Here is a 13,391-nt window from a genome sequence, read left to right as displayed (position 1 = left end):
CCCTCAATCGCTGCCGTCGTCTCCGTCGTCGGCCATCCCCAATTCTTTCAGCTTGCGTGTCAATGTATTGCGTCCCCAACCGAGCAGGTTGGCTGCATCGCGCTTGCGCCCGAGGGTATGTTTCAGTGCGGTTTCGATCAGCGCACGTTCGAAGGTGGGAACCGCCTTGGACAGAATGTCGTGCTGGCCTGCGGCCAGAGACTGGTCGGCCCAATGGCGTAGAGCCTTTTCCCAATCTCCTGAAGGCGCCTGAGCGTCCCGGCGACTCATCAGTTCGGGTGGTAGATCCTGCACATGCACTTCGCGGCCGCTGGCCATCACGGTGATCCAGCGACAGGTGTTCTCCAGCTGGCGCACGTTGCCCGGCCACGCCAGGCTTTTCAGATAGGTTTCCGCTTCCGGCGTCAGAGTCTTGGGCTCAACGTTCAGCTCGGCCGCTGCTTTGTGGAAAAAGTGTTGTGCCAGTTTAGGAATGTCTTCGCGCCGGTCTGCCAGCTTCGGCAGATGGATGCGAATCACGTTCAGACGGTGGAAAAGGTCTTCGCGGAAGCGGTTTTCCTCTACCAGATGTTCGAGGTTCTGGTGCGTCGCAGCGATGATGCGCACATCCACTTTGATGGGGGTGTGGCCGCCGACTCTATAAAACTCACCATCGGCAAGAACGCGCAGCAAGCGGGTTTGGGTTTCCGCCGGCATATCGCCGATCTCGTCGAGAAACAGGGTACCGCCATCGGCCTGTTGGAAGCGGCCTTGGCGCAACGCTGCAGCGCCGGTGAACGCACCTTTCTCGTGTCCGAACAGCTCGGATTCGATCAGGTCGCGCGGAATAGCCGCCATGTTGAGGGCGATAAAAGGACCGTCGCGGCGCGGGCTGTGGCGGTGCAGCGCCCGGGCCACCAGCTCCTTACCAGTTCCCGATTCGCCGTTGATCAGCACGGTGATATTGGATTGCGACAGTCGGCCGATCGCGCGAAACACTTCCTGCATCGCCGGTGCTTCACCGATGATCTCGGTGGTCATTTCCGGCGGTGCCACCACGATTTCGTGGTTTTGTTCGCGGCTGTGGGCGAGGGCTCTCTGGGTGACGGCAACCGCTTCATCCACATCAAAAGGTTTGGGCAGATATTCAAATGCGCCACCCTGGTAAGCCGAAACCGCGCTTTCCAGATCCGAATGCGCCGTCATGATAATGAACGGAATTTGCGGGTATTCGCGATGGAGATCTGCGAGCAGGGATAAGCCGTTGATTCCGGGCATACGAATGTCGCTGATGATCGCATCCGGCTTTTTATGCGGCAGATGAGCTAGAGCGCGATCGCCGGAATCAAAACAGTCGGTTTCAATGCCGGACTGTTGAAGGGCTTTTTCCAACACCCAGCGAATAGAGCGGTCGTCATCGATAATCCAGACCAGGTTAGGTTTCTGCATAGTGTTCTTCCAGCGGTAAATAGATTGAAAACTCAGTCAGTCCCGGCGTGCTTTCGCACTCGATGATGCCGTCGTGTTGACCGATGAGGTTTTGCGCTATGGCCAACCCTAGCCCTGTGCCCTCGGCGCGTCCTGTGATCATGGGAAAAAAGATATCTTTGATAAGTTCAGGCGGAATACCCGGTCCGTTGTCGATAATCGACACGCGTGCTACCAAGGTGTGTTGCTTGCGGCCGATGGTGTAGCGCCGCTGCACGCGGGTGCGGAAGGTGATAACACCGTCGTGTTCGCGACCGTTTTCCAGCAGGACCTGGGTGGCGTTGCGTGCGATATTGAGGATTGCCTGGATAAGCAGTTCTCGGTCACCTGGAACTTCGGGGATGCTCGGGTCGTAATCGCGGACCAGTTCGAGCCGGTTGTTGATCTCGGCTCTTACAACCTTCAAAACGTGTTCCAGTACTTCGTGAATATTGATGGGTTTGCGCTTGGCCGGACGATGTGGGCCGAGCATGCGGTCGACCAGATTGCGCAGGCGATCGGTCTCGTCAATGATGATCCGCGTGTACTCTTCGAAGGCGTCGAGACTGCTGGCATTGAGTTCGCGCGCCAATAGTTGCGCTGCACCGCGAATGCCGCCTAAAGGATTTTTGATTTCGTGAGCCAGACTGCGTACTAGATTGCGTGATGTCTCTTGGGTGGACAGCATTGCTTCTTCCCGGTTGATGCGCAGCAACCGTTCCAAAGGGTGCGCCTCAATAACGATCATTCCCAGCTCCGGATTAGGGCTTACGGAATAATCCACCGTGATTTCGCTGTAGTTGTGCAGGCGCCAGCGCGCTCGGCGCATAGTGAATGGACGATTTTCTGCCAGCGCTTCGTTGAAGGCATCTGGTGAGCTATCGATATCGGAAAAACAGTGACTGACGTGCTTCCCCAAAACCTGGTCGCCACTTAACCGCAGCAGCATTTCAGCGGCGCTGTTAACAAAGGTAAGCTGCAGATCCACATCCAGAACGATGGTGGCTGTGAGCAGATTGTCCAGAATCTGTTTGTAGTGTGAGGCGTGGACCATAACAGTGTTCCAATTTGGTGAGCTGGGCAAAGCAAAAACCAAACCAACCGTTGCGCTGTTTTGAATGTCAGCCTTTTTCGGTGCAGCAGGCTCAAAAATGGATCAGCGACCGGCTACTAACTCCCTGATTTATTTGGTTTTTGGACAAGCGTTTACAAGGCCTTGATCTCGGTAGAGAAAAACGGCTGAAAACGGGTTAAAACGCCATCAGTAAAAAGCAGTAATTGGACTCAGTATGGAGCATGATTGCACTATTTTTGTGCATGGGTGGGACAAAATTTGGTGCAGGAAAGAAATAAAAAAAACCCCGCCGAGGCGGGGTTTGTTGCGATGCGGAAGTACAACTCGGTTATACGGAATAGTACAACTCGAACTCTACCGGGTGCGGAGTCATGTTGACGCGTTGGATCTCAGCGCGCTTCAACTCAATGTAAGAGTCGATGAAGTCTTTGCTGAACACACCGCCGCGGGTAAGGAACTCGTGGTCCGCTTCCAGAGCTTGCAGAGCTTCTTCCAGAGAGGCGCAAACCTTTGGAATTTCGGCTTCTTCTTCCGGCTCCAGGTCGTACAAGTCTTTGTGAGCAGGCTCGCCTGGGTGGATTTTGTTCTGAACGCCGTCCAAACCAGCCATCAACAAGGCAGCGAATGCCAGGTAAGGGTTGGCAGTCGGGTCAGGGAAGCGAGTTTCGATACGCTTGGCTTTGGCGCTCTGTACGAACGGAATGCGGATTGACGCAGAACGGTTACGTGAAGAGTAAGCCAGCATAACTGGAGCTTCGAAGCCAGGAACCAGACGCTTATAAGAGTTGGTGGATGCGTTACAGAAAGCATTCAACGCTTTAGCGTGCTTGATGATACCGCCGATGTAGTACAGAGCGGTTTCGCTCAGACCAGCGTAAGCATCACCAGCGAACTGGTTTACACCGCCTTTGGAGAAAGACTGGTGAACGTGCATACCGGAACCGTTGTCGCCGATCAGCGGCTTAGGCATGAAGGTAGCGGTTTTGCCGTATTGGTGAGCGACGTTGTGAACGCAGTACTTGAGGATCTGCACTTCGTCCGCTTTCTTCACCAGAGTGTTGGCGCCTACGCCGATTTCGCACTGACCGGCGTTCGCCACTTCGTGGTGGTGAATTTCGATCTCAAGACCCATTGCTTCCATGGCATTACACATGGCAGCGCGGATGTCGTGCAGAGAGTCGATCGGAGCTACAGGGAAGTAACCGCCTTTTACGCGGGGAGCGTGGCCGTGTTTGCCTTCAACTTCTTCGCCAGACAACCAAGCCGCTTCTTCAGATTTGATCTTGTAGAAAGCGCCGCCCATACCTGAGTGGTAATGAACGCTGTCGAAGATGAAGAATTCTGGCTCAGGTCCGAACAGAGCGACGTCGCCCAGGCCAGTTGATTTCAGGTATTGTTCTGCGCGCTTACCGATGGAGCGAGGGTCGCGGTCGTAGCCTTGCATAGTTGAAGGCTCAACGATGTCGCAGCGTACGATTACAGTAGGCTCTTCATAGAACGGGTCGAGCACTGCTGTAGAGTCGTCGGGCATAAGAATCATGTCGGATTCGTTGATGCCTTTCCAGCCAGCGATAGAAGATCCGTCGAACATCTTGCCTTCACTGAAGAATCCTTCATCGACAATGCTTGCAGGGTAAGTCACGTGTTGTTCTTTGCCCTTGGTGTCGGTGAAGCGCAGGTCGATCCAGCGCACGTCATTGTCTTTTATGAGTTTCAGAGTCTTCTCTGACATGAGGGGTCTCCAACTATGGCCTCAGGCCAAATGGTTGTTAGGGATTAAAAATTTTTGGGGGATGGTGCTGTTCTGCTAGGGGCGGCAATCTAAGAGTTTCCCAACCAATAAGCAAGGACAACAGTCGCATAACCGTTGGCAAGTTATGTGCCATAATTTTGCGCCTCGTTCCAGCCCGGAGATCCGCTAGGCTTGTGCGATTTGGCGGACAAAGTGCACCAAAATAGTGATTTGTTTTGGTGCGAACATAGTGTAATCCGCTCAGGTTTGGTGCGTACCTGCCGTTTTGCCCCACTTTAACGATCGAGCTTCCATGAAATTCATCCTTAAGTTTTTTCCTGAAATCACTATCAAGAGTGGTCCCGTGCGCAAACGCATGAGCCGCCAGCTGACCGAAAACCTGCGCATACTGCTGCGCCGCTTCGATCCGGAGGCGAAAGTTAATCAGGAATGGGACAACCTGGAAGTATTCGTTCCCGGGGAGGACGAAGAGCGCGCTCGAGCGGTGGCAGATCTTCTGGCGCGGGTTCCCGGCATCGGCAAGTTTGCCCGCGTGCGTGCCTATCCGCTGGCGTCGCAGGAGGAGATTTATGAGCATGTGTTGCGGGCATGGGAGAGTGCGCTGGCGGGAAAAACGTTTTGCGTGCGGGTTAAACGAACCGGCAAGCACGATTTCACCTCCACCGATTTGGAGCGCTACCTCGGCGGTCGGTTATTGCACGAAACTGGAGCAGCGGGCGTTGATCTCCACAACCCGGACCACGTGGTGCGCTTAGAGATTCGGCATGACACAGTTTATATAGTCGAGCATACCTTCCCGGGTCTTGGCGGATTTCCCCTCGGGTCGCAAGAAGCGGTGCTGTCTCTGGTATCCGGCGGCTTCGACTCGACCGTGGCCTGTTATCAAAGTATTAAGCGCGGCCTGCGCACCCACTTTTTGTTTTTCAATCTCGGCGGCTTGGCGCATGAGTTGGGTGTTAAGGAAATCGCCTTCTATCTTTGGAACCGTTTCGGCTCCTCCCACCGCGTTAAATTTGTCACCGTCCCCTTCGATGGCGTCGTGAACGAAATACTCACCAAGGTTGATCCTTCCTGCATGGGGGTGATTTTGAAGCGGTTTATGCTGCGGGCGGCAAGTCAGGTGGCCGATGGGGCGGGCCTGGATGCGCTGGTAACCGGTGAAGCGGTGGCACAAGTGTCCAGCCAGACTCTGACCAATCTCGCCATTATTGACCGCGCCAGTACCAAGCTGGTGTTGCGACCTTTGGCTTTTATGGATAAGGGACAGATTATCGATCAGTGCCGTGAAATTGGAGCGGAACATTTCGCTTCCGCGATGCCGGAATACTGTGGGGTGATTTCCGTACGACCGTCAGCTCATTTGCGTCTGGACAAGGTGGAAGCGGAAGAACAGAAGATGGATCTGAGCGTATTGGAAGATGCGCTGACGCGCGCGCGGGTGCAACCGATTGATGCAGTGATGCGCGATGTGGAACGCGGGGTGACTCAGGTACCGGAGGTTCAGGCACCTTCCGCGACTCAGGTCATTATCGATATTCGCCATCCAGACGAGCGTGAGCTCAAACCCCTGCGTCTAGGCGATAAAGTCGCGCCATTGGCAATTCCTTTCTATAGTTTAAATAACGAGTTCCCGCGTCTGGATGCATCGCAGGAGTATTTGTTGTATTGCGAGCGAGGAGTGATGAGTCAGCTCCACGCTGCGCATCTGCGCGATGCGGGTTTCAATAATGTTGGAGTGTATCGTCCGGCGGAAGCGAAAAATAATAACGCGAATATTCCGGAAGGTTGATTTCAGGAGGCCATACCTGATTTTGTTGCGGGGGCCTGACTTTGCTATTGGAGTTGCGACTGCCAGCAGTCGCGCTGCATCGACACTCAAACGAGGGCGGTGATTATGAAAGCGAAGTATCAGCAAATCTGGATCATTGTATTCGCTTGTCTGATCATTGCGCTTTATGTGCTAAGCAAATTATTTCCTATTTTTGGCGAGGATTCTTCCGCAACAGTCTCGTTTGATAATGCAGTTGCATCCTGCGAAAAAGAAATTCGCACTCGTTTAGGGGAAAAGCTCCGCAGCCTCAATTTTGATAAATCCTCCAGCCGCTTTGATAAAGCGGCTGGGCGCCACCGTATACTCTTTTTTGCCCAGATCAATCCACCTCACAGCGTTGATCTGCAATTTCTATGTGTTATAGATGCGGAAAATGGCAAATTGGTGCAATTGGATATGGCAGAGGGAAAACAAAGCGATAATAAAAATCCCTTTGGTTGGCCGCCGCGTTAATCGGCAGGCCAGCAGTGGAATCCCAGAAGCCAATTAATGATGATGACTGTGATGTGAGTGATTTAGCGAAGCGCTGATCTTTTTCTCCAGATTTGACTCCAGCGGCTTTTCCTTCGAGCCAAAATGAGTAATTTCACCACCATCAATTAAATATTTGTTGAAATTCCAGGCCGGTTCTTCCGTTTTTTGCGCAAGGTATTTGAACAGTGGATGCGCATTTTTTCCTTTGACATCCACATGCTCAAACATTGGGAAAGTGACACCGAAATTTTTGAAGCAGACAGTGGCAGTTGCTTCTTCCGATTTTTCTTCCTGATTAAAACTGTTTGATGGAAATCCGAGAATTACCAAGCCTTGATCTTTGTACTTTTGATAAAGCTTCTCCAGATCGCCAAATTGACCGGTGTAACCGCAATTACTTGCCGTATTGACGACCAATATAGGTTTGTCGCTTTTAAAAAATGAACAGAGATTGGCGGTTTCTTTTGAATGCAAGCGGCGCAGTTCTGCATTGAGATAATCAGGACAGGAGGCTTCATCTGCAGTTGCCCAAGTGGCTGTCAGGGCTAATATGGATGGAATCAATAAATTGGAAAATATGGTAAGTGGCTTCATGGCTGCATCCTCGCGAGCTATGTGGCAATCAGGGGTTGATATCGATTGTGTAGTATTTCAAAAGTTCAATCATGGCGCCGACAGAGGAGAGTGCGCAGGTTTCTTCGGTGGTGTGATAACCCGTGGTTGGCACCTGCAATGTGGCGCCCTGAATAAGTCCTTTTGATGCATTAATGATTCTGCCGAGTTCTGTGCTGCCGAGAGAAAACGGATTTTTTCCCTGATTTTTTCGTTCGATATTTTTTTTTGCAATATATTCGTCCTTAAATCCGTAACGGATACCGAGAATTTGGCAGGCGTTTTCCAATTCGCGAACCATGTCTGGATGAAAAGCGGCATTGCTATCGCAATTACGCAAAACCAGGTGTTGCGCTTCTGCCTCCTCAGTGGTGGCGTAAGGGCTGGTATCCAGCACAATCAGTTGCGATGTGCTGTTGGCAAAACGTTGAAACCATTCGAGCAGAAAGCGCCAACTTCGGCCAGCTTCTTCCTGCGCAGTAAAAAATGCAGTGCCTTGGTAGCCGCGGCGAAACAAATAGATAATCACTGCGGCAGAGAACACGTTATCCAATTGTGCGCTGATGCGCTGGCCAGATATTTTTAATTTGTCTTGAAATGCAACTGGTGTGCCCGCCACCACATGTTCCAGGCCGTGAATTTCGAACACCATGTTGCCGCGATGCGGACACACATAAGCGCGGTCGATAACGCCTTGGCCGCGATACACGCCGGACCAGGGTTCATAAGCGCTGACGGCAGCGCCGTGATAGCGCTCAGAGATTTTGGTAAAGGTTTGTTCGGAAACAGAATCGCCAATCAAATCGCCACGGTTGCTGGCAATAAATGCTGCGTACTGAAATTCATTTGGCCCGGTGCAGATCAACCCATGGCGGTCAATGTGTGCGGATAAATAGCGGCTATCGGGTTTATTACCTTGTGCTACCAGCAATCCTTCATACCAGGTAGCTTTTACACCGATTTCTTCCAGCTCCCGTTGTAAGACGCGGAAAAATGAATGCTCTGCACTGACCACGCTCGGATGGCGAATCAGAATTTTGAGAATATCGAGAAATTCGTAAAGGTCATGTTGCATGAGTGCCGCCCGCCGATTGGTCGCAGCAAATCTTATCGGAACACCGGAGTTCTATACAGAACAATTGGCGAGAATGGTACGAGGTATGAAGGAGGGAGATCCCGGCCTTGTGATGGCCGGGAGGTAGATAATTGGGGTATTGCTTAGAAGTGATAGCTAAAGCCAACGGTGCCGCCGCGAATATCAAATTCATCCGCGTTGATCAGTTTTTTCCATTCGGCGTTAAGTTGGATATTCGGAGATAAAGTGAAGCTGACGCCTACGCCGAATGAGGCCGCGGTGTCTGTATCGTCTTCAGTCAGGCCGCCCAGATTGGTGTCAAATTCAAGAGTAGTCACGCCGAGCAAACCGTACAGAGTGGCTTTCTCATTGCTGATAAATGGACGGAAATAGGCGCTGGCGAAATAGGTGATTTCGAGACCGAATGGTTGGGCGAACAAGGCGTCGTCCCCGGTATCCGGATCTATGTCAACGTAATAGAAAGTGTCGCGTCCTTCATTGATACCGGCGCCGGCACGAACTTCAAGGGATATATGAGGGAACAATACTATGCCGCCAAAGCCTTCGAGAGTTTGTACGCTGAAATCCAATGAGTTTGCGTGTGATTGGACTTTCCACGGAGAGATGCCTGCTCCTACGTAATAACTTGGTTCCCATGCATGGGCAGAAATGGCAAAAGTCGACAAACCTAAAAGCAATAGCTTCTTCATACCAGAGGGTCTCCAGGGAATTTCCAGCGGCCTAACGCGTTGTTATTGTTCAATAAAACCCGGGTTTATCACGTGCTACAAAACGCGGTGTTTTGTTGTAAGAGGTGACGACTTGGCGTCGTCCAGCGCCTCGGCAAGTATTCTGCGAATTGCCAGGAAAGTCAAACCAAGTCAATCACCTAGTACATTTAATGTTAACTGTAGCACCTCTCAGCGCTATCGCTGGAAAAAGGGTACCGCTATAATGCGCGCCGTCCGCGCCCCCGCCCATCTTAGAGGTCCCCCCAAGTGATCGAACATCTCCGCAATATTGCGATTATTGCCCACGTAGACCATGGCAAAACCACACTCGTCGACAAGCTGTTGCAGCAATCTGGCACATTGGATCGTAAAGATCTGGGTGCTGAGCGCATCATGGATTCCAATGACCAGGAGCGCGAAAGAGGCATCACCATTCTCGCCAAGAACACCGCCATCAAATGGAATAACTATCGAATCAACATCGTAGACACCCCCGGACACGCCGACTTCGGCGGTGAAGTGGAGCGCGTATTGTCGATGGTCGACAGCGTATGTTTGCTGGTCGACGCGGTGGATGGCCCTATGCCACAGACCCGCTTTGTAACCAGTAAAGCATTCGAGCGCGGATTAAAGCCGATCGTTGTGGTGAACAAAATCGACCGTCCAGGTGCACGTCCGGACTGGGTGATCGACCAGGTATTCGATTTGTTCGACCGCCTCGGTGCCACCGATGAACAGTTGGACTTCCCTATCGTTTATACCTCGGCACTTAACGGTATCGCCGGACTGGATCCGAGCGATATGGCGTCTGACATGACGCCCTTGTTCGAGATGATCGTCAACAAGGTCAGCCCACCCAAAGTGGACCTCGACGGGCCGTTTCAAATGCAGATTTCCGCCCTCGACTACAGCAGCTATGTGGGCGTTATTGGTATCGGTCGTATTACCCGCGGCAGTGTCGGTCCCAACCAGCAAATCATCGTTGTCGACCGCGAAGGCAAGCAGCGCCGTGGCAAAATCCTGCAGGTAATGGGCTTCCACGGTTTGGAGCGGGTGGAAACCAGCAAGGCAACCGCTGGCGATATCGTTTGTATCACAGGTGTTGCAGAGTTGGGGATTTCAGACACGCTATGCGCGCCGGAAAAAGTCGAAGCTCTGCCGCCTCTGACGGTGGACGAGCCGACGGTCAGCATGACCTTCCAGGTCAACGACTCACCGTTTGCCGGTTTGGATGGCAAATATGTGACCTCCCGTAATATCAAAGAGCGTCTGGATCAGGAGCTGATTCACAACGTTGCCTTGCGCGTACGTCAGGGGGATAGTCCGGATAAATTCATCGTCTCCGGTCGCGGTGAATTGCACCTGTCGGTCTTGATCGAAAATATGCGCCGCGAAGGCTTCGAGCTGGGTGTATCCCGCCCCGAAGTAATCCAAAAGGTAGTGGACGGTGTGGTACACGAGCCCTACGAACAGGTCGTGATCGACGTAGAAGAACAGCACCAAGGCTCTGTGATGGAAGAGCTGGGACTGCGCCGTGGCGAGTTGACCAATATGGAGCTGGACGGCAAAGGCCGAGTCCGCCTGATGTTTACCATTCCGTCGCGCGGCCTGATCGGCTTCCGCGGTCAGTTCATGACGCTCACCTCCGGTACCGGCATTATGACCAGCGTGTTCGACCGCTATGACGTTGCCAAGCCAGGTGAAGTGGCTAAGCGCAAAAACGGCGTTCTGGTATCCATGGTACGCGGCAAGACTCTGGCGTATGCCCTGTACAGCTTGCAGGAGCGCGGCCGTCTGTTCCTTGGCCATGGTGAAGAGGTGTATGAAGGTCAGATCGTCGGTATCCACTCGCGCGACAACGACCTGGTTGTAAACCCCACCAAGGCGAAGCAGCTCACCAACATTCGCGCAGCGGGTTCTGACGAAGCTTTGATTCTGACGCCGCCGATCCGCCATTCATTGGAGCAGGCGTTGGAATTTATTGAGGACGATGAACTGGTTGAGGTAACTCCAAACCATATTCGCCTGCGCAAGAAATTGCTGACCGAAAACGAGCGCAAGCGAGCCAAAAACAGCAAACTCGGTGATTAATGGGCGCTTATTAGCGCCCTTTCACAGCAAATCTGACGAATGCGTCACCTCTCTGGCTTGCAATTCCTCACCGATAGACCCACCCTTAGTACATAGTCGCCGCGAACTAGCGCGGCTATGTCTTGTCCGATTAAGGGACAAGTTCCGTCGACGGACTTGGCTGACATCCGTCCTGAGGGATCGCCTATAAAAAGCGAAAGCTGTAGCGAGGTTTATATGGTTAACGCTCTTATGTTCCTGGGTTTTGCTTTGATTGTTGGAAGCTTTTTCCTCAATGCCCAACAGGAACCGCAGCGCCGAGTCGTGCGCATCGAAGATATCGAACGCAAACGACGTCGTTAATTACAAAGCTTGGCTAACATCCTGCGATCACAAGCTTTGTTCCGTTTATCCACACCCGTTGGTTGTTAAGACATTAGCCGAGGAATCCGCCGGATTGATGTGCCCATAGCTGGGCATAAATCCCGTTTTTTGCCAGCAATTCGTGGTGGGATCCCTGTTCCACAATTTTCCCTTCATCCAGCACCACCAATCGATCCATGGCTGCAATCGTCGACAGGCGATGGGCAATGGCGATCACCGTTTTATCCGCCATCAATTGATACAGGTTTTCCTGAATTGCCGCTTCCACCTCTGAATCGAGCGCGGAGGTGGCCTCGTCGAGTATCAAAATCGGGGCGTTTTTCAACAGGACTCGGGCAATTGCAATGCGCTGGCGCTGTCCGCCGGACAATTTAATGCCCCGTTCGCCTACGTGGGCGTCGTAACCCTGCCTGCCCTGATGGTCGTGTAGCGTTTCGATAAATTCGTCAGCCTTCGCCTGACGCGCCGCTTCGCGCACCTGTGCATCCGTCGCGTCCGGACGACCGTAAATCAGATTTTCTCGCACCGAGCGGTGCAACAGGGAAGTGTCCTGCGTCACCATGCCGATGTTCTGCCGTAGAGATTCCTGCTGCACATGGGCAATATTTTGGTTGTCGATAAAAATCTCGCCTTTTTCTACATCAAAAAAACGCAGCAATAAATTCACCAGAGTGCTTTTGCCAGCGCCGGAGCGCCCCACCAAACCCACTTTTTCGCCCGGGCGAATGAGCAGATTAAATTCCTCGATAACACCGCTGCCTTTGCCGTAATGAAACGACACATTGCGAAATTCGATTTGTCCGCGTTCGATTTTGAGCGGTTGTGCGTTCTCGCGGTCAACGACTTGCTGCGAGCGTGCAAGCGTTTGCATGCCGTCATAAACCGTTCCGATGCTTTCAAATAATCCGGATACTTCCCACATGACCCACTGGGACATTCCGTATAAGCGCATAACGACACCGACAGCGGCAGCGATTGCCCCGGTGCTAATGCTTTCGCTGGACCACAGACAGATCGACAGAGCGCAGACGGTAAAAATCAGCAGGGCGTTAAGCGTCCACACGGTTGTCACAAACTTGGTGACCAAGCGCATTTGCGGATATACCGTTTGCAGAAAGTGGTCCATGCTTTCGCGCGCGTAATCGGCTTCGCGGCGCGAATGGGAGAATAATTTGACTGTGGTGATATTGGTGTAGGTGTCCACTATGCGTCCGGTCATTTCCGAACGCGCATCAGCTTGCTTTTGCGCTATGTCTTGCAAGCGTGGAATGAAATAACAAAGCGTCCCTATATAAAGCACCAGCCAAGCGATAAATGGCAAGGTCATACGCCAATCCATGGCTCCCGTCATAGCGAGAATGCCGATGAAAAATACGCTGCTGTAGAGAAACACATCGAGCAATTTCATCAGGGTTTCGCGCACAGCCAGCGATGTTTGCATCAGTTTGGTCGCGACACGCCCGGCAAATTCATCCTGATAAAAACTCAAACTCTGCCCTAGCAGATAGCGATGCGCTTGCCAGCGAATGCGCATGGGAAAATTGCCGAGCAGAGTTTGGTGAATGACGCTGGCGTGGAAAAAAATTGTCAACGGCAATCCTACGAGAACCAATAATGCCATCCACCATATTTGCTTACCGGTCTGTTCGAAAAATTCCGCCGGAGAATATTCTGTCAGCCAATCGACCAGATGACCGAGAAAGCGAAACAGTGAAACCTCAATAAGAGCTACGCACGCAGTCAACACCGCCATGAGGGCGAGAAACGGCAAGCTGCCTCGGCAATAGTGACGGCAGAAAGCAAAGAAGGTAGCTGGTGGCTGTTGCGAGGGAGTGTTGGGAAAAGGATTTAATAATTTTTCGAAAAACGTAAACATCCGCCTGACTCAACGAGTTTATTTGCGAGGCGGGGAGTATGCCACAGCGGCGTGCTGGTTTGGA

General features: G+C 52.3%; 11 protein-coding genes. 4 read left to right on the top strand and 7 right to left on the bottom strand.

Annotated features, from left to right (window positions below; genetic code table 11):
• Positions 1 to 3: 3 nt before the first annotated feature.
• From glnG to glnA, 3 genes are all read right to left on the bottom strand, one after another.
• Positions 4 to 1,428, bottom strand: coding sequence for a nitrogen regulation protein NR(I) (gene glnG / locus DWB84_RS10245; RefSeq protein ID WP_187409711.1), 1,425 nt, complete (start codon positions 1,426 to 1,428; stop codon positions 4 to 6).
• Positions 1,415 to 2,500, bottom strand: coding sequence for a nitrogen regulation protein NR(II) (glnL, locus tag DWB84_RS10240; protein ID WP_187409710.1), 1,086 nt, complete (start codon positions 2,498 to 2,500; stop codon positions 1,415 to 1,417). Before glnL ends, glnG begins: the two co-directional genes overlap by 14 nt.
• A gap of 349 nt (positions 2,501 to 2,849) precedes the next feature.
• The gene (gene glnA / locus DWB84_RS10235) at positions 2,850 to 4,253 is read right to left on the bottom strand and encodes a glutamate--ammonia ligase (RefSeq protein WP_187409709.1); all 1,404 of its coding nucleotides are present in this window, start codon (positions 4,251 to 4,253) and stop codon (positions 2,850 to 2,852) included.
• A 313-nt stretch (positions 4,254 to 4,566) separates the two neighbouring features.
• Here glnA and thiI point away from each other — a divergent pair, with 313 nt between their 5' ends.
• Both thiI and DWB84_RS10225 read left to right on the top strand, forming a co-directional pair.
• On the top strand, positions 4,567 to 6,063 hold the full coding sequence (thiI, locus tag DWB84_RS10230) for a tRNA uracil 4-sulfurtransferase ThiI (protein WP_187409708.1): 1,497 nt from the start codon (positions 4,567 to 4,569) through the stop codon (positions 6,061 to 6,063).
• 105 nt (positions 6,064 to 6,168) lie between these two features.
• Positions 6,169 to 6,558 carry a hypothetical protein gene (locus DWB84_RS10225; protein WP_187409707.1) on the top strand — a complete coding sequence of 130 codons (390 nt, stop codon included), beginning with the start codon at positions 6,169 to 6,171 and terminating at the stop codon, positions 6,556 to 6,558.
• Between the two features lie 33 nt (positions 6,559 to 6,591).
• Here the strand turns inward: DWB84_RS10225 and DWB84_RS10220 are convergent, their stop codons facing one another.
• The 3 genes from DWB84_RS10220 to DWB84_RS10210 all read right to left on the bottom strand — a co-directional run bounded on the left by DWB84_RS10220 (position 6,592) and on the right by DWB84_RS10210 (position 8,976).
• Positions 6,592 to 7,173 carry a glutathione peroxidase gene (locus DWB84_RS10220; protein WP_187409706.1) on the bottom strand — a complete coding sequence of 194 codons (582 nt, stop codon included), beginning with the start codon at positions 7,171 to 7,173 and terminating at the stop codon, positions 6,592 to 6,594.
• A gap of 28 nt (positions 7,174 to 7,201) precedes the next feature.
• A complete protein-coding gene (locus DWB84_RS10215; RefSeq protein WP_187409705.1) occupies positions 7,202 to 8,266 on the bottom strand; it encodes a peptidase M42 in 1,065 nt (354 codons plus the stop codon).
• Between the two features lie 143 nt (positions 8,267 to 8,409).
• Complete coding sequence (locus DWB84_RS10210; protein WP_187409704.1) at positions 8,410 to 8,976, bottom strand: porin family protein; 567 nt, start codon at positions 8,974 to 8,976, stop codon at positions 8,410 to 8,412.
• A gap of 288 nt (positions 8,977 to 9,264) precedes the next feature.
• On the opposite strand from DWB84_RS10210, the gene typA reads away from it, so the two are divergent.
• Together typA and DWB84_RS19045 are read left to right on the top strand one after the other, a co-directional pair.
• Positions 9,265 to 11,088 carry a translational GTPase TypA gene (gene typA / locus DWB84_RS10205; protein ID WP_187409703.1) on the top strand — a complete coding sequence of 608 codons (1,824 nt, stop codon included), beginning with the start codon at positions 9,265 to 9,267 and terminating at the stop codon, positions 11,086 to 11,088.
• Between the two features lie 216 nt (positions 11,089 to 11,304).
• On the top strand, positions 11,305 to 11,430 hold the full coding sequence (locus DWB84_RS19045) for a hypothetical protein (protein ID WP_255428941.1): 126 nt from the start codon (positions 11,305 to 11,307) through the stop codon (positions 11,428 to 11,430).
• Between the two features lie 73 nt (positions 11,431 to 11,503).
• Here the strand turns inward: DWB84_RS19045 and DWB84_RS10200 are convergent, their stop codons facing one another.
• Entirely contained in the window at positions 11,504 to 13,327 is a 1,824-nt protein-coding gene (locus tag DWB84_RS10200; RefSeq protein ID WP_187409702.1) for an ABC transporter ATP-binding protein, read from the bottom strand.
• Between the last annotated feature and the right edge of the window lie 64 nt (positions 13,328 to 13,391).

The sequence above is a fragment of the Saccharophagus sp. K07 genome, assembly GCF_014336955.1.
Classification (GTDB): Bacteria; Pseudomonadota; Gammaproteobacteria; order Pseudomonadales; family Cellvibrionaceae; genus UBA5868.
This window is presented reverse-complemented; position numbering and strand designations above follow the sequence as displayed.